Origin of the sequence: Polaribacter sejongensis, assembly GCF_038024065.1 — a bacterium.
Taxonomy (GTDB): Bacteria; Bacteroidota; Bacteroidia; order Flavobacteriales; family Flavobacteriaceae; genus Polaribacter; species Polaribacter sejongensis.
Genome location: NZ_CP150667.1, coordinates 3,850,884 through 3,874,692, shown reverse-complemented (window position 1 = coordinate 3,874,692; position 23,809 = coordinate 3,850,884). Strand labels below are relative to the sequence as shown.

General features: G+C 30.6%; 22 protein-coding genes. 16 read left to right on the top strand and 6 right to left on the bottom strand.

Going from position 1 to position 23,809, the window contains the following annotated elements; genetic code table 11:
- Genes WHD08_RS15955 through mraZ form a run of 4 tightly spaced genes read right to left on the bottom strand, consistent with a single transcriptional unit; the run spans position 1 to position 3,703 of the window.
- Positions 1 to 1,962 carry a penicillin-binding protein gene (locus tag WHD08_RS15955; protein ID WP_208891158.1) on the bottom strand — a complete coding sequence of 654 codons (1,962 nt, stop codon included), beginning with the start codon at positions 1,960 to 1,962 and terminating at the stop codon, positions 1 to 3.
- A 59-nt stretch (positions 1,963 to 2,021) separates the two neighbouring features.
- Positions 2,022 to 2,348 carry an FtsL-like putative cell division protein gene (locus tag WHD08_RS15950; protein WP_165732494.1) on the bottom strand — a complete coding sequence of 109 codons (327 nt, stop codon included), beginning with the start codon at positions 2,346 to 2,348 and terminating at the stop codon, positions 2,022 to 2,024.
- A 1-nt stretch (position 2,349) separates the two neighbouring features.
- Entirely contained in the window at positions 2,350 to 3,249 is a 900-nt protein-coding gene (gene rsmH, locus WHD08_RS15945) for a 16S rRNA (cytosine(1402)-N(4))-methyltransferase RsmH (protein WP_165732493.1), read from the bottom strand.
- Complete coding sequence (gene mraZ / locus WHD08_RS15940) at positions 3,236 to 3,703, bottom strand: division/cell wall cluster transcriptional repressor MraZ (protein ID WP_166386584.1); 468 nt, start codon at positions 3,701 to 3,703, stop codon at positions 3,236 to 3,238. The genes rsmH and mraZ overlap by 14 nt, the downstream gene beginning before the upstream one ends.
- A gap of 202 nt (positions 3,704 to 3,905) precedes the next feature.
- On the opposite strand from mraZ, the gene WHD08_RS15935 reads away from it, so the two are divergent.
- The 3 genes from WHD08_RS15935 to WHD08_RS15925 are packed head-to-tail and all read left to right on the top strand — an operon-like array spanning position 3,906 to position 6,022.
- Positions 3,906 to 4,670 carry an alpha/beta fold hydrolase gene (locus WHD08_RS15935; protein ID WP_165732491.1) on the top strand — a complete coding sequence of 255 codons (765 nt, stop codon included), beginning with the start codon at positions 3,906 to 3,908 and terminating at the stop codon, positions 4,668 to 4,670.
- A 47-nt stretch (positions 4,671 to 4,717) separates the two neighbouring features.
- Positions 4,718 to 5,329 (top strand): ribosome biogenesis GTP-binding protein YihA/YsxC, encoded by a 612-nt coding sequence (gene yihA, locus WHD08_RS15930; protein ID WP_208890089.1) that lies wholly within the window; start codon positions 4,718 to 4,720, stop codon positions 5,327 to 5,329.
- Between the two features lie 6 nt (positions 5,330 to 5,335).
- Positions 5,336 to 6,022, top strand: a complete 687-nt coding sequence (locus tag WHD08_RS15925; RefSeq protein ID WP_208890091.1) for an RluA family pseudouridine synthase — start codon at positions 5,336 to 5,338, stop codon at positions 6,020 to 6,022.
- Positions 6,023 to 6,318: 296 nt separating this feature from the next.
- On the opposite strand, the gene WHD08_RS15920 is transcribed toward WHD08_RS15925, so the two are convergent.
- Complete coding sequence (locus tag WHD08_RS15920; protein WP_208890092.1) at positions 6,319 to 8,703, bottom strand: penicillin acylase family protein; 2,385 nt, start codon at positions 8,701 to 8,703, stop codon at positions 6,319 to 6,321.
- Between the two features lie 98 nt (positions 8,704 to 8,801).
- Between WHD08_RS15920 and WHD08_RS15915 the strand changes: the two genes are divergently transcribed.
- The 13 genes from WHD08_RS15915 to WHD08_RS15855 all read left to right on the top strand — a co-directional run bounded on the left by WHD08_RS15915 (position 8,802) and on the right by WHD08_RS15855 (position 22,614).
- Entirely contained in the window at positions 8,802 to 9,965 is a 1,164-nt protein-coding gene (locus tag WHD08_RS15915) for a DegT/DnrJ/EryC1/StrS family aminotransferase (RefSeq protein ID WP_208890094.1), read from the top strand.
- A gap of 105 nt (positions 9,966 to 10,070) precedes the next feature.
- A complete protein-coding gene (galE, locus tag WHD08_RS15910) occupies positions 10,071 to 11,081 on the top strand; it encodes a UDP-glucose 4-epimerase GalE (protein WP_208890096.1) in 1,011 nt (336 codons plus the stop codon).
- A gap of 234 nt (positions 11,082 to 11,315) precedes the next feature.
- Entirely contained in the window at positions 11,316 to 12,260 is a 945-nt protein-coding gene (locus WHD08_RS15905; protein WP_208890097.1) for a TIGR01212 family radical SAM protein, read from the top strand.
- 162 nt (positions 12,261 to 12,422) lie between these two features.
- Positions 12,423 to 12,833, top strand: a complete 411-nt coding sequence (locus tag WHD08_RS15900; RefSeq protein ID WP_208890099.1) for a carboxypeptidase-like regulatory domain-containing protein — start codon at positions 12,423 to 12,425, stop codon at positions 12,831 to 12,833.
- Positions 12,834 to 12,993: 160 nt separating this feature from the next.
- Positions 12,994 to 14,349 (top strand): TlpA disulfide reductase family protein, encoded by a 1,356-nt coding sequence (locus tag WHD08_RS15895; protein WP_340832968.1) that lies wholly within the window; start codon positions 12,994 to 12,996, stop codon positions 14,347 to 14,349.
- 567 nt (positions 14,350 to 14,916) lie between these two features.
- A complete protein-coding gene (locus WHD08_RS15890) occupies positions 14,917 to 15,090 on the top strand; it encodes a hypothetical protein (RefSeq protein WP_165732482.1) in 174 nt (57 codons plus the stop codon).
- 175 nt (positions 15,091 to 15,265) lie between these two features.
- Positions 15,266 to 15,433, top strand: a complete 168-nt coding sequence (locus WHD08_RS15885; protein WP_165732481.1) for a hypothetical protein — start codon at positions 15,266 to 15,268, stop codon at positions 15,431 to 15,433.
- A gap of 616 nt (positions 15,434 to 16,049) precedes the next feature.
- Complete coding sequence (locus tag WHD08_RS15880; protein WP_244183293.1) at positions 16,050 to 16,724, top strand: YiiX/YebB-like N1pC/P60 family cysteine hydrolase; 675 nt, start codon at positions 16,050 to 16,052, stop codon at positions 16,722 to 16,724.
- Positions 16,725 to 17,203: 479 nt separating this feature from the next.
- Positions 17,204 to 17,398, top strand: coding sequence for a hypothetical protein (locus WHD08_RS15875; protein ID WP_165732480.1), 195 nt, complete (start codon positions 17,204 to 17,206; stop codon positions 17,396 to 17,398).
- A gap of 112 nt (positions 17,399 to 17,510) precedes the next feature.
- The gene (locus WHD08_RS15870; RefSeq protein ID WP_208890102.1) at positions 17,511 to 20,345 is read left to right on the top strand and encodes a M16 family metallopeptidase; all 2,835 of its coding nucleotides are present in this window, start codon (positions 17,511 to 17,513) and stop codon (positions 20,343 to 20,345) included.
- Positions 20,346 to 20,659: 314 nt separating this feature from the next.
- On the top strand, positions 20,660 to 20,842 hold the full coding sequence (locus WHD08_RS15865; RefSeq protein ID WP_208890104.1) for a hypothetical protein: 183 nt from the start codon (positions 20,660 to 20,662) through the stop codon (positions 20,840 to 20,842).
- A gap of 90 nt (positions 20,843 to 20,932) precedes the next feature.
- On the top strand, positions 20,933 to 22,237 hold the full coding sequence (locus WHD08_RS15860; protein ID WP_208890106.1) for a hypothetical protein: 1,305 nt from the start codon (positions 20,933 to 20,935) through the stop codon (positions 22,235 to 22,237).
- Positions 22,237 to 22,614, top strand: a complete 378-nt coding sequence (locus WHD08_RS15855; protein ID WP_208890108.1) for a hypothetical protein — start codon at positions 22,237 to 22,239, stop codon at positions 22,612 to 22,614. The genes WHD08_RS15860 and WHD08_RS15855 overlap by 1 nt, the downstream gene beginning before the upstream one ends.
- 216 nt (positions 22,615 to 22,830) lie before the next feature.
- On the opposite strand, the gene fabD is transcribed toward WHD08_RS15855, so the two are convergent.
- Positions 22,831 to 23,718, bottom strand: a complete 888-nt coding sequence (gene fabD / locus WHD08_RS15850) for an ACP S-malonyltransferase (RefSeq protein WP_208890110.1) — start codon at positions 23,716 to 23,718, stop codon at positions 22,831 to 22,833.
- Positions 23,719 to 23,809 lie beyond the last annotated feature (91 nt).

Genomic DNA, 23,809 nt, shown 5'->3' with positions numbered 1-23,809 from the left:
TTATGAAAGTTTTAAAATAATAGTTCGTCCTTTTATTAATTTTTCTCCTTTTCTTAGTGATTGAGACTTCACTTTACCAACACCAGTAAACTGTACTTTTAATCCGATATTTTCTAACAAAGCCAAAGCATCCATACCAGACATTCCTCTAACATCCGGAATTTCTTGATACTCTACATTTGATTTTTTATCAAAATCTAAATACTGCTTATCAATAGCTGCAAATTCTATTTTATCATCTACAGATTGATTGTCTATAGGAGTTGTTGTATAAATCTTCTGTGCAATCTCCTTAAAAACAGGTCCAGCAACTGTTGCACCATAATATCCTTTCTTTTTCTTCGGATCATGAATAACTACAATACAAGAGTATTTTGGATTATCAGCAGGAAAAAAACCAGCAAAAGAAGCCACATAACGTTTACTTGAATAAAAACCGCCTTCCCATTCTCCTTTACTATTTTTAGTTCTAGGAATGTATTTTTTAGCAGTACCTGTTTTACCCGCCATAGAAAAATTAGGAGAATAAATACCTCTACCTGTACCTTTTTCTACTACGTTTTCCAACACTTTTTTCAACTTACTTAAAGTTTCATCAGAAGCTATTTTCGGATTTAAAACCTCAGTTTCAAAAACTTTTTCAACTTTATCTTCCTTTCTTAATTCTTTTACAAATCTTGGTTTCACCATCACACCATTGTTTGCAATAGCATTATAAAACATTAATGTTTGCATTGGCGTTATAGAAATACCATAGCCCCAAGACATCCATTCTAATGAAATTTTACTCCATTCTTTATCTTTTGGATTTGGTATGTAAGGCTTCCCTTCTCCTTTTATCTGAAAACCAATTGGCTCTGTAAAACCATATTCAGCTATTTTATCATAAAACCTTTGAGGGTTTTTATCATAATATTTCTGAATCACTTTTACGACACCAACATTAGAAGAAACCTCTAAAATTCGACCAACAGAAATCTTACCATAACCACCGTGATGAGAATCTTCTACCTTTCTTCGGTTTACAAAAATCCTACCTTTCTCCGTATCTATAACCGTAGATGTATCTACAACCTTATCATCTAAAGCAATCATCATACTTGCTAACTTAAAAGTAGAACCAGGTTCATGACTCTCCCAAACAGCATAATTTCTTTTCTCGTAATAAGTTCCTCTAGAAGTTCTACCTAAATTAGAAATTGCTTTAATCTCACCCGTAGCAGTCTCCATAACCACTGCACAACCATGTTCAGCCTCAAAATACTCTAACTTATCTAACAAAGCATGATGCGTAATATCCTGAATATTAACATCTATTGTTGTTATAATATCATGCCCATCAACAGGCTCTTTTTCATTTACATCATTTATAGGTTTCCATTGATTTTTAGCAATTTTCTGCTTCCACCTTAAACCATTTTGCCCCTGCATATAATCTGCAAAAGCACCTTCTATCCCTGCTTCACCTCTAAAATCATCATACCCAATAGTACGTTCTGCAATTTTACCAATAGGATGCGCTCTTACCGTTTTATGCTCTGCTATAAAACCACCGCTATAAACACCTTTTTTAAAAATTGGAAATTCTTTAACCTTCAAATAATCTGTATACCCTACATTTCTAGCGATTAACAAATACCTGTTTCTTCTCTTTTTTGCAGTTCTTAATTTATTTTGATAATAATAAGGTGTTTTACCAAACATGCCAGAAAGAGCCTTAGACAATGCTACAAAGTTTTTTTCAAAAACCTCACTATCCACAGCCACCACATCCATCCTAATTGTAAATTTAGACATAGAAGTAGCCAACAAATTACCATCTGCCGCATAGACATTTCCTTTATTAGCGTAAATAGTATCTTGCCTGATAGTTAATTCTGTAGACAGTTTTCTATACTTATCTCCCTCCGTATGTTGAATGGAAAAAATACGAAACACAATAGCCAACAAAAACAGCGTCATAAAAGCAGCTACTATGTAGAATTTGGTAAGTATGCTTTTTTTGTGAGTTGCCAATTTTATTAATCTTTAATGGTTACTTTTATTTTTTTGGGAGGGGATTTTAAAGGCTCTAAACCTCTTGCTTTTGCTTTTTCTCTGATACTCGACTCCATTTTCATTCTCATTAAAATAGTACCAGTATCTACATACACTGCTCTTAACTCTCTTTTCTCTTTATTCAACTTTGATATCTGAATAACTTTTCGCTCCGCTTTGTGCGCACTCGTTATCATAATCAATAACAACACAACCACAAAAATGATGATTCGCCAATTTTTAAAAGCCGCTTCATCTGTAAGAAAACTTCCTCTCAGAAAATCGTAGACTCCTTTTTTAACTTTAGACATCCTATTTTCTTAAAGTTGCTATTCTTAGCTTAGCACTACGAGCCCTATTATTAAGCTTCACTTCTTCTACCGTTGGTACAATTAACTTACCAACTTTTTGCATTGGCTCATTACTTCTACCAAACACATCTTTCTCCAACTCACCTTTAAATAAACCAGTTCTTATAAACCTTTTTACCAATCTATCTTCTAAAGAATGATATGAAATTACACTTAAACGACCATCTTCTTTTAATAAATTAGGCATCTGTTCTAAAAACTCTTTTAAAACATCTAATTCCTCATTTACTTCTATTCGAATTGCCTGAAAAATCTGTGCAATTATTTTATGCTCTTTTGCTTTCGGCAAATACTTTTGCAACACTTGCCTTAACTGAAAACTTGTATCAATTTTCTCTTCTTGTCTTTTCTCTACAATTGTTTTTGCTATATTTCTAGAATTTCTCAACTCACCATATAAAAACAATATTTCCGCTAATTTCTCTTCAGAATACGTGTTCACAATTTCTTTAGCCGATGTTTTAGATTTTTGATTCATTCTCATATCTAAATCACCATCAAAACGAGTAGAAAAACCTCTTTCCGCTTCATCAAATTGATGAGAAGAAACGCCTAAATCTGCCAAAACGCCATCTACTTTTCGAACACCATTAAACCTTAAAAATCTTGAGATATATCTAAAATTCTCAGGTATTAAAGTAAAACGCTCATCATCAATCACATTCCCTAAAGCATCTGGATCTTGATCAAAACCAAACAATTTTCCATTAGCACCCAATCTTTTCAAAATTTCTCTTGAATGCCCTCCGCCACCAAACGTAACATCTACATAAACACCATCTTCTTTAATAGCTAACGCGTCTACACTCTCTTGCAATAAAACTGGATTATGATAATTCATCTAATTCTGTATTTCCCATTACCTCTTCAGCCAAATCAGCAAAATCATCTGCTGCATCATCAATGGCTTTTTCATACTTCTCTTTATCCCAAATTTCAATGATATTCACTGAAGAAGACATTACTACTTGCTTTTTAATACCCGCAAACTCAAACAAGTCTTTCGGAATTAAAATTCTACCACTAGCGTCTAATTCTACCATCTTTACTCCTGCTGTAAATCTTCTAATAAAATCATTATTCTTTTTATTAAACCTGTTAAGTTTGTTGATTTTTTCCATCATCAAGTTCCACTCTTTCATTGGATACAACTCTAAACACGGTTGAAAAACAGCTCTTTTCACCACAAAACCATCTTGTAACACAGAATCCAGTTGCTTTTTAAAGGCTGATGAAAACATCAATCTCCCCTTAGCATCTGATTTACACTCATATGTACCGATTAGGTTTATCACTCTTAATATATATTATATTGAAGTCAAAAATATGTAAATTTTACCACTTTTTACCACTTTTTACCACTTTGTTAATAAATAACGCTTTTATTAACAATTCATTGCAGTTAGAATCTATTTTATTTTAAAAATAGTCGTTTACGAAAACGATATTTATTTCGCAAAAAAGAATTACATTTGCTTCTAAGCCAATTAAAAATTAATGACTGATAAGTTAACAGAGGAAGGGAAATTTACATATGCAGAAGCTGGAGAAGGACCTGCAATCATTATTTTACACGGATTAATGGGTGCTTTAAGTAATTTTGATTCCACATTTGATCATTTTTCCAATAACGGATACAAGGTTTTAATACCTGAATTACCTTTATACTCATTACCCCTTATAAAAACGAATGTTAAAAACTTAGCGAAGTTTTTAAAAGAATTTTTAGAACATAAAAATATAGATCACGCCATTCTTTTAGGAAATTCTTTAGGAGGACACATAGCGTTGTATTTTACAAAACACTACCCAGAAAAGGTAAGTGCGCTTGTACTTACAGGAAGTTCTGGAATGTATGAAAAAGCGATGGGAGATAGTTTTCCTAAAAGAGGAAACTACGAATATATAGAGCAAAAAGCTAGAGAAGTATTTTACGACCCTGCAATTGCAACTAAAGAGTTAGTAGACGATGTTTACAGTACTGTTAATGACAGAATGAAAGCATTAAAAACGTTATCTATTGCCAAAAGTGCCATAAGACATAATATGGCGAATGATTTACCCGACATGAAACATCCAACATGTTTAATTTGGGGAAAACAAGACGGTGTTACACCACCTGAAGCAGCCGAAGACTTTCATAAACTTTTATCGAACTCAGACTTATTCTGGATTGATAAATGTGGACATGCAGCAATGATGGAAAAACCAGAAGAATTTAATACAATTCTTCATACTTGGCTTACTTCTAGAAACATATAATTCTCGCAGAGAAATATTATAAAAATTAAAGAACCTTATACTATATAATGAAAATTAGATCTGCAGATTTTGTAATGAGCAACAGTAATGTTACGAAGGCTCCACAGGAAAGAATGCCAGAATATGCATTTATTGGACGTTCTAATGTTGGTAAATCTTCATTAATTAACATGTTGATGGAGCGTAAAGATTTAGCAAAAATCTCAGGAAAACCTGGTAAAACACAACTTATTAATCATTTTAAAATAAATGATGAGTGGTTTTTAGTAGATTTACCTGGTTACGGTTATGCTAAAGTATCTAAAAAGAAAAGAACCATTTTTCAGTTTTTTATAGAGAACTACTTCAAAGAAAGAGAGCAATTAGTATGTACTTTTGTTTTAATTGATTCTAGACACGATCCTCAAAAAATTGATTTAGAATTCATGAAGTTTTTAGGTGAAAACCAAATTCCGTTTTGTATCGCTTTTACCAAAGCAGACAAATTAGGAAGTTCTAAACTGAACAAACAAATTACTTCTTATAAAAAGAAATTATTAAACACTTGGGAAACGCTTCCTAAATCTTTTATTACATCTTCTTCAACCGGACTTGGTAGAGAAGAGTTTTTAGATTTTATTGATGGAGTGAATGAAGATGTTGCTAAAGATTTTAAATAATCAAAAATGCATTCTACTAAAGAAAATCTACAAATTTTATTTGAAGACAACCACATTATCATTGTAAATAAACGCGCAGGCGATATTACACAAGGTGATAAAACAGGTGACAAACCTTTAAGTGATGTTGTAAAGGAATACATTAAAGACGAGTATAACAAACCCGGAAATGTTTATTTAGGTGTTGTACACAGACTAGATAGACCCACTTCTGGTATTATTATTTTTGCAAAAACGTCTAAATCTCTAGAACGTCTTAATAAGATGTTACGAGAAAAAACCATTCATAAAACGTATTGGGCAGTTGTAAAAAACCGTCCAAAAAAAGAAAAGGACACTTTAATTAATTTCTTAAAAAAGAATCCGAAGAATAATAAGTCTACAGCATACGCTAAAGAAATTGACGGAAGTAAAAAAGCAATTCTTCATTACACAGTAATTAAAAAACTAGACAATTATTCTTTAATAGAAGTTGATTTAGAAACTGGTAGACATCACCAAATTAGATCGCAATTATCAAATATTGGTAGCCCTATAAAAGGAGACTTAAAATACGGATTTGATAGAAGCAACAAAGATGGAAGTATTCATTTACATGCTCGCAAAATTCAATTTATACACCCAGTAACTAAAGAACAAGTTACCGTTACAGCACCAACTCCAAAAGAAGTTATTTGGAACGCTTGTTTGTAATTTTACATTCTTAAAACACCTCTGAATATCATTTTTGACTCCAATTTTCATTTCAACGAAAGGAGAAGTCTCATAGCAGTGATAACAAACACCTACCTAATTTTATATAATTTTCCACTAAGGATAGAAATGACAAACTGATTGCAAAACCGCATAACAATTGTCTTTTCGACGATAGGAGAAATCTCATAACAGTGATAACAAGGACCTACCTAACTTTATGGGATTTCTCCCAAAAGGTCGAAATGACAAAACTAAGTGTTTTATTTTTTTCAGATGACTAAGAAGAAAACATCCTATTTCATCGGCTTAAAGATCATAACATCTTCACTTTGTTCAATTTCAGCTTGATTCAACTTCATTTTCACAAATTTACCTTGTAAATACTTTTTAGTTTGATTTTTGTAATACTTACTAAACACATTTCCAGATTGCCCTGTAGGAATAATTGCTAAACTATTTTCTATATCAGAAAAATCGATAACTCTTCTTGTAGATGGCCCTGCAGTTACCTTATAATACCCTGTGCTATCTAATTTAAAAATCTGATTATTTATCACTTCATTTCCTCCAATAGTTTCATAAGGCCCTAAATTAAATAGTTTACGCAACAAGCCACCTGCTTTACCTATGGCGTGCTCATATTCTACAGAAAAAACTCTGTTCCAAGTCCAATTTTCTACATTTTCACCTAACTGATTTTGTAAAAACATAAAAGACTTTTTAAAAGAAGCCTGAACAACATCACTTCTTGTTTCAATCTTATCTTTAGTAGTCACATTATCCCACCAAACAGAATTTTTTCTATTTAGTTGATTTGGCAATACTTCATCTTGCAATTGCGAATTGATAAACAACTCGAAACTATCACCCAATTCATCTTTATAGGTAGCACTTAAAAACTCATATAAAAAACGATTGTAAATTGTAGGACCTACAGCTGTTTTTAAATAGTTTCCATCCCAACTTTCAAGTACAGAAAACGCTTTTCTTTCCGATGCAGACAAATCAGATTTATCTACACTTTTTAACAAATCACGAATAATATTAGGCACGGTAGACGACTTCACATCATAAGTCATATTCGCAACATCTTCTTTTGTAAAATCATTCTTATTATCTAATAATTCTACAATTCTTTTAGCTCTGTCTTGAGGTTGATAATAACCAGGATACAATTTCCCTCTTACTGAATCTACTTGATTATTGGCCGAATACACATAGTTCCAACTTGGGTTTATAGCTTGCGGATTTTCTTCAAAAGGTAAAAACTCTAAAATCTCATCATTACCTGAAGATCCGCTTAAATAAGTTTTAGAAGACAAACTGTCTCTTAGTTGATACAATCTTGCCGAAGAAAACCAAGCAATATTATCTTTCGCATCACCATACATTACATTCAATCCTGGTGCGTGAATTCTAGCAACTCCACTTTTAAAATCTGCCATAGAGTTTGCATGAGACATTTTATAAGAAACATCTAACATTTCATTAGGCAATTGCGTGTACACCCAATTCATGGCAATAGGTCTATCATCTATAATATGTGTTATTAAATTATTCATTATAGGTCCATGTTTACTTACTTTAACATGAAAAGTAGTATCATCTTCATTCTTTATACGAATGGTTTTGTCCCTAAATTCATATTTTTTATAACCATCTACGGTTTTGTATTCTGCTGCATCCGCAGGATTATTTTCTTCTACATAAAAGTTTAAATCATCATTAGCCAACATAGTTAAACCATAAGCATATTCTCTATTATGTCCTAATAAAGGAAATGGCATTAAAGCAATATTGAATCCATAAATTTCAAAATCTGGTGTTTTTATATGGTTTTGATACCAAACTGAAGGTTGCGAAAACCCTATGTGCGGATCGTTTTCAAAAATCACTTTTCCGTTCTTCGTTTTTTCTGGACCTAGAATCCAAGAATTACTACCAATAAAAGGAGAAACAGGTAAATCGTCCATAATGGCAGCTACTGATTTAGAAAATGTTGCTTCAACTTTAGTTGGAATACTTGTTCTGTTAATTGTTAAATACTCATTATTAATATTCAATAATTCATTCAAATAAGAATCCCCAAGTTTTTCTTTAATTTCAGTTAATAAAGGATCTGTTTTATGAGCAACAGCAAAACTAAAAGACATATAACCAAAAACATTATAAATATCTTTTATTGTATATTTCTCTTTCTCCACTCCTACCATCGTAAATTCTAAAGGCGTTTTTCCTTCTTCTATATATTGATTGATTCCATCTAAATAAGACTGGGTTAAAATATAAGATTGAGTCGTTTTATCTAAACCTGCAATAGTTACCTCTGCAGCTTCTTCAATTCCTAATCCCCCAAAAAACTGATCTACGCTCACCAAATCCTTTCCAAAAATCTCAGACAATCTTCCTGATGCAATTCTTCGCATTAATTCCATTTGCCACAATCTTTCTTGCGCATGCACATATCCTAAGGCAACATAAGCATCTTCTTGATTTTGAGCATTGATATGAGGCACTCCAATATCATCAAAATAAACGGTTACTTCTTCAGAAATATTTTTCAATTCTAACTCCCCAGAATATTTTGGATGATATGTTGTAGAGTACAACCAAACAGAAACCACTAGCAAGACTACAAGAATTAACAGAATTTTAAAAAAACGTCCTAAAAACTTCATAAAATTGATTTTTTTCAAAGATAACAGAATTATTATTTACGGATAACTACAAAGAAAATGAAAGTAAGTTCGTATTTTTGATGAGCAAAATTTTTTATATGAAAAAAATTCAAATGGTTGACCTACAAGGTCAATATCAACAAATAAAAGAAGCTGTAAATTCTTCTATAGAACAAGTTTTAGATACTTCAGCATACATCAATGGACCTTTAGTTCATGAATTTCAGGCAGATTTAGAGAAATACCTAGGTGTAAAGCACGTAATTCCTTGTGCAAACGGAACAGATGCATTGCAAATAGCAATGATGGGATTAGGTTTAGAACAAGGTGATGAAGTAATAACTGCCGATTTTACTTTTGCAGCAACTGTAGAAGTAATTGCATTGTTAAAACTGACTCCTGTTTTAGTAGATGTAGATGCAGAAACGTACAACATAGATATTGAAGCTTTAAAAAGAGCGATTACTCCAAAAACAAAAGCCATTGTACCTGTTCACTTATTCGGACAAGTAGCAAATATGGATGCTGTTATGGAAATTGCAAAAGAGCACAATCTTTTTGTAATTGAAGACAATGCACAAGCAATTGGAGCGGATTACACCTTTAAAGACGGAACAAAAAAGAAAGCAGGTACTATTGGAAACGTAGGAACAACTTCTTTTTTCCCATCTAAAAACTTAGGTTGTTATGGTGATGGTGGTGCAATTTTCACAAATGATGACGCATTGGCTCATACAATTAGAGGTATTGTAAATCATGGAATGTACACGCGCTATTACCATGATGTAGTAGGTGTAAATTCTCGTTTAGATTCTATACAAGCCGGAGTTTTAAAAGCAAAATTACCACTTTTAGATACTTATTGTGAAGCAAGAAGAAATGCTGCTCGTTTTTATAACACAGCATTATCGACTTCAGAACACATTATTACACCTGTAACAAAATCGAACGCAACACAAAGTTGTGGAGAAATTTGCGATACTTGCGATTGCCACGTTTTTCATCAATATACGTTGCAAATTACAAACGGAAAAAGAGATGCTTTACACAAACATTTGTTAGACAGCGGAATTCCGAATGCGATATACTATCCAGTAGCTTTGCATTCTCAAAAAGCGTATACAGATACTCGTTACAACGAAAGTGATTTCCCAGTTACTAATGAGTTGATAAAAACAGTAATTTCTTTACCAATGCACACAGAGCTAGACAAAGAACAGTTAGAGTTTATTACAAAGACTATTTTAGAATTTGTAAACTAAAAAGGACAGCATTGTTATTTAGAGGAAAAACAACATTGCTATCTTATAATAACCAAACATACTACTGCATTATAACTCCTCTTAATTATGCATAAATAAAACAGAATGAAAAGAATATTAGTTACAGGAGGATTAGGATTTATTGGTTCTCACACCGTTGTAGAATTACAAAACGAAGGTTTTGAAGTAGTAATTATCGATGATTTATCGAACACATCTATCGGTGTACTAGATAACATTACATCTATAACAGGTATTAAGCCAGATTTTCATCAAATCGATTTAAGAATTAAAAGTGATGTAAAAAGCTTTTTCGAAAACAACAAAGTAGACGGTATTATTCACTTTGCTGCTTTTAAAGCGGTTGGAGAAAGCATGCACAGACCTTTAGATTACTACGAAAACAACTTAGGTTCTTTAGTATATTTATTACAAGAAATGAGAGACAGAAAGTTAGATAACTTTATTTTCTCTTCTTCTTGTACCGTTTACGGACAAGCAGATGAATTGCCTATTACAGAAAATGCACCTGTAAAAGCAGCAGAATCTACTTACGGGAACACCAAACAAATTGGCGAAGAAATTTTAAGTGATGCGAGTAGAGCACATGGTTTAAATATTATCGCATTAAGATATTTTAACCCTATTGGAGCACATCCATCTATTAAGATTGGAGAATTACCTTTAGGAGTTCCTCAAAACTTAATACCTTATATTACACAAACTGCTGCAGGTATGCGTGATGAATTATCTGTTTTTGGTGATGATTATGATACCGTAGACGGAACAGCTGTTCGTGATTATATTCACGTAGTAGATTTAGCAAAAGCACACATTGCTGCATTACAACGTTTGATTAAAAAGAACAATAAAAAGGCTTTTGAGTACTTTAACGTGGGTACAGGAACCGGTAGTTCTGTTTTAGAAGTAATTAAAGCTTTTGAAAAAGCTTCTGGAAAACCTTTAAATTATAAAATTGTTCCTAGAAGAGAAGGTGATATTACTGCTGCTTTTGCAGACACCACTATTGCAAATAAAGAGTTGAACTGGAAAACAGAAAAAACGCTAGAAGAAGCATTAGCGTCTTCTTGGAAATGGCAATTAGCTCAAAAATAAAATTCTAAAAAACTCCAATCTTTACCGATTGGAGTTTTTTTTTGCTTTAGAATATTTCTATTCTTTTTTAACAACGAATTGAAAAACCTAAACCTATATAGGTTTTACTTAATGTAATTAACTTTAGAAATGTCAGTTCTAGTGATTCCGCTTTTAGACAGAATTGTATCTAGAATTCATATAAAAGCTAAATATTCAATAGATTAATGCAATAATTTATCAAACTTACTTTTCATGAAAATTTCAGGAAAGCGTTATTTAGATTACGCTTCGTTTATCAAATTAACCTTCGGAGAAAGGGTTCAAAAAATATCTTTAGACATTGGTTTCTCTTGTCCTAATAGAGATGGTTCTAAAGGATACGGTGGTTGCACCTATTGCAACAACGATACTTTTAACCCAGATTATTGCGAACCTACCAAAAGTGTAAAACAACAATTAGAAGAGGGAATTTCTCGGTTTTCTACCAAATATAAAACGCAACAATATTTAGCCTATTTTCAAGCTTATACAAATACCTACTCAGATTTTGAATCGTTAAAGAAAATGTACGAGGAAGCGTTAAGCGTTCCTAATGTTATTGGTTTGGTTATTGGAACAAGACCCGATTGTATTTCTGATGAAGTGATCGATTACTTATCCTTTTTATCAAAAACATATTTTATTTCTCTAGAATTCGGAGTGGAAAGCACTTCGAACAAAACTTTAGAAAAAGTAAACAGATGTCATTCTTATGATGATAGTATTGCTACTTTTAATAAATGTAAAAACAGGGGTTTTCATTTAGGCGCACATTTAATTATCGGTTTACCAGGAGAAACCAAAGAGAATTTATTAAACCATGCCATTGAAATTTCGAAGCTACCTATAGACACTTTAAAACTGCACCATTTACAGATTGTAAAGCAATCTATCATGGCGTCTCAATACAAACGAAACCCCGAAGATTTTAATCTGTTTACACAAGAAAGCTATATTGCCTTTATAACCAAATTTGTTACTTTATTAAGACCAGATATTGTTATAGAGCGCTTTATTAGTCAAGCACCTATAGATTTGCTAATTGCTCCAAAATGGAACGGACTTAAAAACTTTGAAATGGTTGCTAAAATTGATAAACAACTTGAATTAGAAAATATTTGGCAAGGGAAGAATTATACATCTTATTTGAAAAATTAAGTATAAAAAACACTCTAATTTTCAACTTAAAAACAACCACAAAAGAGTTAATTTAGTTTGATTCTAAAATTAAAAAAAGCTAATTTCGTTAACTTCTGATATAAAACATTGAAACGATTTAATATTATTAGAGTTGTAGCAAATTAAAAACTGAACACAAATATGAAATATTTTTTATTAATTATAGCTTCTGCTATGCTATTTTACCCTTTAGAAAATAAAATTAAGTCTGAAATTATATTTGGATCAAAATCTGTTGAATTTAGAAAAGAAAAAGATTCTTTAATAATTTATGGTAATATTAAAGATAATGTCGGAGACTCATTCAAATACGTAAATGTGAATATTCAAAACTCAAATTTGAAAATTAAAGTGAATGAAAACGGAGATTATAAAGTAAATGTATTTGACCTTTTGAATAAAAAAGATGAATTAATCATCCAATTTTCTTTTTTAGGATTTAAAACTGAAAAAAGAAATGTAAAAAAAGAATTATTCAATAGGAATAATATTTTAGAAATTAACATTAAAATGAAAGAAGAAATAACAATAATTGAATGTCCGAATGGATAAAAAACTTGCTACAACACCGTGTATAAAAAATTGCTATTTTTAGCTTAACCCAAAGTCGTTGCATTTTTGCAAACTTATATTTTCCTGCGGAAAATACTCGTTCACAAAATCGCAACTTTCCATAACACAACAACGTTGTAGCACATAAAAAAAATTCTAAATGAAATCAAAGTACATATTAGTATTAAGTGTTTTATACTTACTGTATTCCTGTAAAGAAGAAAATAATAGCTTTGAGATTAGTTTAAATTCAAAGATTAAATTGGACACAATATATGTTTCCGAATTAATCACTAAAAAACCAATTACCCAAATTTATAAGGAGAACGAAATAAGAACTGTTCAAATAAATAGTCCTACTGTAGCCAACCTACACGATAAAAGATATAACAACCAATATCTGACTATATTAGCTCGAAATAAAGACTTGAATATATCGATTCTTTCAGATTCTACGATAATTACTAATAACAAGAGCGATTCTTTGGTCAACTATCTCTGGAAAAGTACTGTGCCATTTATATCTAAAAATAGTTCATTTATATTTAAAACTAAAAATACAGATTCTATTCTAATCTTATTTGAAAAATTTAGAACTAAAAGAGAAAATAAAATAAAGAAATTCAAAGAAAAATTCAGTTCTGAAATAGCAGATATTTTATATTTCCAAAATGATGCAAGAATTTATTCATTTTTGTTTTTTTTAGGCAGAATATCTAAAGGGTTAAACCCAAATGATAGTTACTTTGATTTTATTAAAAATATTCCGGAAGTAAACGAAACATTAAAATCGCTTCCTGATATTTATCTCTATAAATATGAAATTGAGTATTTGAGAAAAAATAAATCGATAGAAAGTATTACTGATTTTTTAAGGTTTATTGAAAAAAAGACAAATAATAAAGATTTAGCCGATTATTTAAAAGCAAACTACATTAAAGCATTGATTGAGAGTCCATCATATTGGCAAAAACATGAAAAACTATTCAATACAGAAGTGTTATCTAAAGCTTTAAGTTCTGAAAAAAATAATACTTATCATTACATAATTGAACAACCTTCTTCTTCTTTTTATGCCTCTCAAAATGGAGAAATGGCATATTTATTTGATGCTCAAGATAAATTTGGAGGAAACTTTAATTTACAAAGCTTAAAAGGGAAGGTCCTTTTTATTGATGTTTGGGCTACATGGTGTGGACCTTGTATAAATCACAGACCAAGAGTAAAAGAATTTGCTGAAAAATTCAAAAACAATAATGATGTAGAAGTTTTATTTGTTTCAGTAGATTCATCAAAAGATAAATGGTTGTCTTTTATTGAAAAAGAAAATAATGAATTTGGGAAAAATCTATTTATAAGAAAAGGTATGCATACCGAATTTGGAAAAAATTATAATATTAAATCAATACCAAGATATATACTTATAGGTAAAGATGGAAAAATAATAAATTCAAATATTAATGAACCCTCAATTGCAGCTGAGAAAGAGATTGAAAAAGCATTAAAAGATAAATAACGTGATAAACACCGTGTATAAAAAATTGCTTATTTTTAGCTAAGCCTAAGGCTGTTGCATTTTTACTCACTTCAATTTTCCTTCGGAAAATAGCCGTTCATAAAAATCGCAACTTTCCATAACACAACAACGTTAACGAAACCGAAAATCAATCACAAAAATAAAAACGAACTCTTGCTTGTTCGTTTTTTCATTTTAAAGACTCATTAAACATTTCAATAACTCCCCATATCCAACTTCTATAAATTCGATTGTAACATTTTTAAATCTTACTATTTGCCCAAAATACAATGGATTTAAAAACTTTGAAATGGTTGCCCAAATTGACAAACAACTGGAGTCAGAAAATATTTGGTAAGGGAAGAATTATACATCTTATTTGAAAAATTAAGTATAAAAAACACTCTAATTTTCAGCTTAAAAACAACCACAAAAGAGTTAATTTAGTTTGATTCTAAAATTAAAAAAAGCTAACTTCGTTAGCTTCTGATATAAAACATTGCAATGATTTAATATCATAAGAGTTGCAAGTAATTGGCGAAATCACTCAACACAAAATAAAAAAGTATGAAAAATAAGATATTTGTAATTATACAAAGTTTAGGATTATTATTTTTTGGTTTAAATATTTTTTTTGAGTTTATAAAATTTGAAAACTCAAAAGTAAATCCAATTGGTATTGTAATAATTTGTGTTATTTCACTATTATTTACCTTAAAAAAGAAGAAAAGTACAGCATAAAAATTATGAACACTCTCTCGCTCGTCAACAAAATTAAATTTATGAATTGTGGGAATTGCAAAACGTGTGAATTTACTCAAACTCTGAAAATTAAATTGGCGGAATTATCACTCAAAATCGGAATTTAGAAAGTTTGCGGAATTGAAAAATATTATAAATTAGAAAAAATAACATTATGAATAAATCACAAATTAAGGGAATTGCAGTTTTGATTTTCGCAATTATAGCATATTTATTACTTGATAATAGTTTTATGAAGACAGCTTCAGGATTTTTATGTGCTGTAGGTTTAGGATTAATTTTAAAATGGATTCCATTCAAAAAACAAAACTCAACTGAATAATTAAAAATCGGAATAAAAACAACGAAATGCCAACAATGTATAAAAAGCATAGGGCTTTTGTCTTAATTCCAAAGTTCTGTGTTTATTTACAAAGTCCGCTAAATATAAAATTTGGCATTTAAATCCGAAAATATAAAATCAAAATATTTATATTTAGCTAAGTGTTAAACCCGAAACGATAGTGCTTATCTACTGCCCTACGTTTCTTATACCAATCCGTTAACGAAACCGAAAATCAATCACAAAAATAAAAACGAACTCTTTCTTGTTCGTTTTTTCATTTTAAAGACTCATTAAACATTTCAATAACTCCCCATATCCAACTTCTATAAATTCGATTGCAACATTTTTAAATCTTAGTATTTAACCAAAACACAGCGGACTTAAAAATTTTGAAATGGTTGCCCAAATTGACAAACAACTGGAGTTAGAAAATATTTGGCAAGGGAAGGATTATACGGAGATTGAGAATATTAAACAAGTTGTAAATGTTAGTTTAAAAAAATAGCAGAAACATACTTGGTATGATTAATCGTTAAAATAAAAATCTAAAATAATTCTAGATCTATTTAGTTCGTTGTAATTTTGCGATTCCTAAATTTAACAACAATAAATCATGAATAAAATCTTAAATCAGACTTATCCTTTCCTTATACTCTCTTTAATTTTATTCAGTTGCAAAACTAGTCAAAAGAATAAATTTGAACTGCAACAAGGAGACTTACTATTTCAAAACACAGGAACAGGTGAAATAGACAATGCTATTAAAAACGTAACGGCAACTTCAGTTTCTAAAAACTATTCGCATGTTGGTATGGCAATGCAAAAAAATAAAGAATGGTTTGTAGTAGAAGCGATACCAAAAGAAGGTATTCGTCAGACTCCATTGCAAAAGTTTCTGAATAGAAATAAAAATAAACTCAATAAATCTCAAACCACAGTGGCTAGACTAGATAGTTATTACCAGCCTTATATTTCTAAAGCAATAGCCTATGGTATTGAAAGAATAAAAACACCTTATGATGAGATTTTTTTATGGGATGACAATTCTTATTATTGTTCCGAATTAGTTTATAAAATGTTTTCTTCTCAAGACCTACCTAAAGATTCTATTCCTTTTCTTACACAACCAATGACATTTAACGACAGCACAGGAAACCCTATGCCTAGTTGGAAAAAGTACTACGAAACACGCAACCAACCAATTCCCGAAGGAATTGAAGGAACAAACCCGAACTTAATGGCTAGCAGTCCTTTCATCATATTTGTACATGATTATGAGAATGAATAACGAGTAACTTATTATTTGTAAACAATTTACGACATCAGTAATAATTAAAACTCGTTTTGCTGCTTAATTCATAAGTTTAGAATATTTAATAGGTACATCAATCCCCTATTTTATGAAGTATGATCATAAAAGAAAATAAAGGTGGAAAAAAATCTCTATCTAAATCTGATTGATTATTTGACAAATAATTTATAGCTAAGTTTTAGTAAATTTACAAAAACAGTTCATAATTCACCCAAACAAGAAACAAAAACCATTAATTACAAGTAATTCTCACGATTTTCAATCAGTTTCCTGCTTTTTAATGTTCTTATATGATAATTATATCACCCTTAGAATATCATATCCATAAAACCTACTTGTAATGTTTTACATATTCATGTTTCTTCACCCTTTTATCGGATTTTAACAGTTATAAATAGACAGCCCTTTCAAATCATAATAAATTTGCAGCCGATTTATTAATGATACTAGAAAACATGAAACTGATTAAAATTAAAAGAAAAACACGCTTAGAAAAACGATTTACGCCCAAAATGGGAAAACTACACACCAATGTAACCTACATTCAAAAAAGATTATTTAATATCATACCTATAGAAACGGTACACAAATATAGAGAAACATATTACGGAGAAATTAAAGCTTGTGAAGACTGCGTTTTATCTAAATAATATTCAAAATTCTAAACTAAAGTTTAGGATTTTTTTTTGCATTATATTTAACAACACAAAAATATGCTCATCAATAAATAATAGTATTTTTAAAAGCTTAAAATCAACCAAAATGAAAAAAATATTACTTGTATTCTTAGCAACAACTTGCTTATTAAGTTGTAAAAAATCATCCGAAGAAAAAACACCAGAACTGAGTATCAATTATAAAAAAATTGAACTAGAAAACGGCTTAGGTGTTGTTTTTCATGTAGATAAATCAGACCCAGTGGTAGCAGTAGAACTAATGGTTCATGTTGGATCTGCAAGAGAAGTGGAAGGTAGAACTGGTTTTGCTCATTTATTTGAACATTTACTATTCTTAGAATCAGAAAATTTAGGAAAAGGTGGATTGGATAAAATGAGTGCAAGAATTGGTGGTTCTGGTGCTAATGGATCTACTTCTAGAGACAGAACAAACTACTTACAAACGGTACCAAAAGATGGTCTAGAAAAAATGATTTGGGCAGAAGCAGATAAATTAGGCTATTTTATAAACACAGTTACAGACCCCGTTTTATCAAAAGAAAAACAAGTAGTAAAAAACGAAAAAAGACAAAGTATAGACAACAGACCGTATGGACATAACCAATATGTAATTGGTAAAAACTTATACCCAAAAGACCATCCATATAACTGGCAAGTTATTGGCTCTTTAGAAGACTTACAAAATGCAACCTTACAAGACGTAAAAGATTTTTATAAGAAATGGTATGTACCAAACAATGCTACTTTAGTCTTGTCTGGAGATATAGATATTGCACAAGCTACAGAATGGGTTCACAAATATTTTGATGAAATACCAAAAGGAAAAGAAGAAATACCTGCATTAACTAAACGACCTGGTATTGTTAAAGAAACCAAGTTTTTATATTACGAAGATAACTTTGCCAGAGTTCCGCAATTAACAATGGTTTGGCCAACTGTAGAGCAATACAATCCAGACTCTTATGCGCTAGATGTATTGTCTCAATATTTAACAGATGGTAAATCTGCACCTCTTAATCAAGTTTTAGTTGATGATTTAAAATTGACATCTAGAACAGGTATGTACAGTAGAAATTCTGAATTGGCAGGAGAAATTCAGATTTCGATAAGAGCTTTTAATAATGTAAAATTAGACGATGTAAAAGCTGGAGTTGAAAAAGGATTGGCACAGTTTGAAACTGAAGGAATTTCAGAAAAAGATTTAAACAGAATAAAAGCAGGTCAGGAAACTAATTTTTACGCAGGACTTTCTAGCGTTTTAGGTAAAGGGACAAATTTAGCATCATACAATACCTATTTAGGCAACCCTGGCTTTGTTACAGAAGATATTAAGAGAACATTATCTGTTACCACAGCAGATGTAATGCGTGTTTATAATACATACATCAAAAATAAAAATTACATAGCAACAAGTTTTGTTCCTAAAAGTAATGCCGAATTAGCGCTGACAAATTCTGAATTAGCAGATGTTGTTGAAGAAAAAATTGTAACAGGCGCAGAAGAAAATTTTGACCCTAAAATTGCAGCAACGTATGAGAAAACGCCTTCTACTTTTGATAGAAGCGTAGAACCAAATTATGGTGAAACTCCATCTTTAGCAGTTCCTAAAGTATATGAAAGTAGTTTAGAAAACGGTTTAAGAATCTTTGGAATTGAAAATGACGAAGTACCTTTAGTTCAATTCAATATTACAATTGATGGTGGCCAATTATTAGAATCTATGGACAAGTTAGGTGTTGCTAACTTAACTGCAGATTTATTAAATAAAGGGACCAAAAACAAAAGCGTAAAAGAATTAGAAGAAGCTATTCAAGAATTAGGCGCTTCTATTTATGTCTATTCAGATGTTGAAAACATAACTTTAAGCGGAACAACTTTAGCTAAAAACTATGATAAAACATTGGCTTTAGCCCAAGAAATTTTATTAGAACCAAGGTTCGATGAAAACGAATTCGATTTACTTAAAAAAGCTACGATTGCTAATTTACGTCAGCAAGAAGCGAGCCCTAATTCTGTAGCAAGAAATGCTTACAATCAATTAATTTACGGAAAAGACAACATTCGTTCTAAAAATATTTTAGGAACAACAACATCTGTAGAAACCATTTCTATAGAAGATTTAAAAACGTATTACAACAAGTACATTTCTCCTTCTGTTGCTAAAATGTTGGTTGTAGGTGATATTTCTAAAGAAAAAGTAATTGCTTCTTTAACAACACTAAACACTAATTGGAAAGCTAAAGAAGTTACCATTCCAACTTATAGAACACCAGATACACCAACAAAACCAGCTGTTTATTTTTATGATATTCCGAATGCAAAACAATCTGTTTTACAATTCGGTGCTCCAGCTTTGGCGGCAACGGATAAAGATTTTTACGCAGCTTCTGTGATGAATTATATTTTAGGTGGCGGTGGTTTTGCTTCTCGTTTAACGCAAGAATTACGTGAAGGAAAAGGATATACGTACGGAGTTCGTTCTGGATTTTCTGGTACAAAAGCAAAAGGTGCTTTTACCGTTTCTAGTAGTGTACGTTCTAATGTTACTTTAGAATCTGCTCAATTGGTAAAGCAAATTTTAGAAGAATACCCAACTACTTTTTCTAACAAAGATTTAGAAACCACAAAAAGTTTCTTAATTAAAAGTAACGCAAGAGCTTTTGAAACTTCTAGAGCAAAACTAAATATGTTGTCTAATATTAGTAATTATGGTTGGAGTGCAGATTATGTAAAAGACCAAGAAAATACGGTTAACAACATGACTAAAGAACAAATTACAGCATTAGCTAACAAATATGTGAATCCTAATAAAATGATTTGGCTAGTTGTGGGTGATGCAGAAACTCAACTAGAAAGAATGAAAGAACTTGGTTATGGAGAACCAATTTTATTGAATAAAATACAAAGAATAAAAAATTAGCTTTAAAAATATTTTTATAGAAGCCCCAATTTCAATTTTGAAATTGGGGCTTTTTTTTGTGTTTTTTATTAAAATGCTTAGCAAAGTAAAACACAATAGTATCTGCATAAAACAAATACAAAAGAACTAATTTAATTTGCTTCTAAGTTTTTAAAAAGCTAACTTCGTTAACTTCTGATATAAAACATTGAATGATTTTATATTATTAGAGTTGTGGTTTATATGGCTCATCTATGAGCTGAAGTGAATATTCAAAAATTGCAGCTTGTTAAATAACAAAAAACGAATATTAATCATTAAATTTATATCGATATATGAAAACGAACAAAAACAAATTAATCAACCTTCTAAAAACTAGAATTCTTTTCATTGGAATTTCATTATTACTCTGGAATTGTGAAAAAGAAGAAAACCAACTAGTTCAGGAAAACACTATTTCTGAACAACTACAAAAAACCTTTAATCAAAATGATTTTAGCAACTTAATTCCTTATTAATTTACTGTAGATTTTAGCAGCCCTGTAAAATCCTACTCCGAAGATTTAGAATTATTTTACTACGAACTTCCTGTCAATTATACTTCTTTATTGAACCCCAATGAGTTAAACAAACTTAAACGAAAAGGAGGGTATTATACTAAATATAAAATAGTAGCCATTCAAAATAATGAAGGAGATTTTAATTTTTTTGCTGCCAAATTTTATCAAAATGTAGACACCCAAAATAGTCATTTAATTAATTCAGAAGTTTCATTCTCTAATTCTAAAAATTATTCTGGTATCATTTATTTAGTAGATAAAGAAAAAAACTTTGTCTATACTAAAAAAGTCGATAAAGGTAATGTAACACACTATTCACCTTTTAAAACAAAAAAAGAATCTTCAACATCAACATTTGCTAAAAGCGATTCAAATTGTGAAACTGTTAGACTTGTTACAGAATATACAGATTGGTATAATATATCTAGTGATGAAGACGGAATTTTTATAGTATACCACGGTACAACAATAACTGGGTATGATTATGAGGAAATTTGTATAACTAGAGGTAGTTTACCCGAAATGAATAGATTTGGGCCAAATGGTGCTGGTATCTATAAAAAAACAGGCACTAACAATACTGGAGAAAAAGAAGAAAAAATTGCTTTTATTAATGATGCAATTAGTTATTGTGGACCAGGGTTATTTCCTAATAGTAATGGTGATTGTGTAAAGGATTTGGAAGATCATATTGATTCCTCTGACCTTACAGGTAAAGCAGAGTGTTTAAACGATAGTTTAACCAAAGATAGTAATGATTTTGTTAAAGATTTATTAGCTAATTTTAATGGAAACTCTGAATTTAACATAAATATATCTTCAAAAGATAAAATTTTTAGAAAAAATACTAATATTGAACTTAATGGAAAAACTACGTATCTACCTGGTTCTTCATTAATAAATATTAATATTAGTACTGGAAGATTATCAAATATGTCTTCATTAGCTGGCATAAGAACTATACTACATGAATATATACATGCAGATATGTTTAGAAAATTAAATACAAAATATTCAATAAACGGTGATTTAGATTTTAAACAAACGTTTAACCATTTTAAAAATGTTAACTTTAAACCAGACCCTCAACACGAGACTATGGCTAAATTATATTTAAACGAAATGATATTAGCACTAAAAAATACTCATCAAAAATTAATACCTAATGAGGTAAAATATTACAAAGAAAATTATCCATTAAATACTTTAGATAATATTTATGAGGCGCTTGCATGGCAAGGATTAAAAAACCATAAATTACAAGCTTGGCTAGATAAAGGTAAAGACACAATTAAAATAAATAATACAATTAATACAAACCTATCGGGCTTAACTAAAAACTTTTGTAAGTAATGAAAAAAATATTTTTAGTCATATTATTTCTTCCTTTTATTTGTTTCTCTCAAAAAGTAAAAGATACTTTATTTATAAAGCTAGATGGCAAATACTTAAAAAAAGGATTTGACTATACAGAAAAAGAACATATTTTTGTATTTAAAGACAATGATAATTCAGCAGAATTTACTTCACTATCTATTACAGACACTTTGTATAATTTAAAGCCAACAAAAATATATTGTATGAATACAATAATAAAAAAATCTGGAGCCTATTATGATAATGATAAAGTTAGAAATTATGATTTAGCTGTATATTTAAATAAGCATATTGTAATTATAATTGAAAAAAAACACTTTACTAAAACTGTTGCAATTACTGAAATAGAATAATATACAAACCACAACACGTTATATAAAAAATAGCAGTTAAGTGTGGGCTACAAAGTTTGTGCTTTTCTACTATTTTGTGTATAAACTGAAAGTAAAAGCATTATTATTCTACTACTTTTCATATACCAACACGTTAACGACACCAAAAATTCGGCCACAAAAAAAAACGAACTCTCACAAGTTCGTTTTTTTAATATTTAAATATTTCGTTAAAATCTATTCCGCTAATGCAGCTCCCGAAGCAGCAACAGATCTATCAATCTTACGCATTAAACCTTGTAACACTTTACCAGGTCCTACCTCAATAAATTCCGTTCCACCATCAGCAATCATTGCTTGTACACATTGCGTCCATTTTACTGGTGCAGTTAACTGAGCAATTAAGTTTTCTTTAATTTCATCCGGACTCGTAACCGCTTTGGCAACTACATTTTGGTATACAGCACAAGTAGGTTTGCTAAATACAGTCGCTTCAATTGCAGCCGCTAATTCTGCTCTTGCAGGTTCCATCATTGGCGAGTGAAACGCACCACCAACTGGTAATAACAATGCTCTTCTTGCACCTTTTTCCGTTAAAACTTCGCACGCTTTTTCTACTGCAGCAACTTCTCCAGAAATTACTAACTGTCCTGGGCAATTGTAATTTGCTGCCACCACTACTCCATCTATTTCTGCACACGTTTCTTCAACTACATTGTCATCTAATCCTAAAACTGCCGCCATGGTACTTGGTGCCGCTTCACATGCTTTTTGCATTGCCAAAGCACGTTTAGAAACTAATTTTAAACCATCTTCAAAAGTTAAAACTCCGTTTGCTACTAAGGCAGATAATTCTCCCAAAGAGTGTCCTGCAACCATTTCTGGCTGAAAAGAATCGCCTAAAACTTTCGCTAAAATTACCGAGTGTAAAAAGATTGCTGGCTGCGTAACTTTCGTTTCTTTCAACTGTTCCGCCGTTCCTTCAAACATAATATCTGTAATCGAGAAGCCTAAAATCTTGTTTGCTTTTTCAAAGTATTCTTGCGCCAATGCAGACTTTTCGTATAAATCCAATCCCATTCCTGTAAATTGCGCTCCTTGACCCGGAAAAATATATGCTTTCATAAATTGTAATTTTGTGTCGTTGTTTGTTTGTTTAATTGTCTGCAAAAATAATCATTTTTATTGGAAGCTAATCCCGCTAGGAATTTATCTT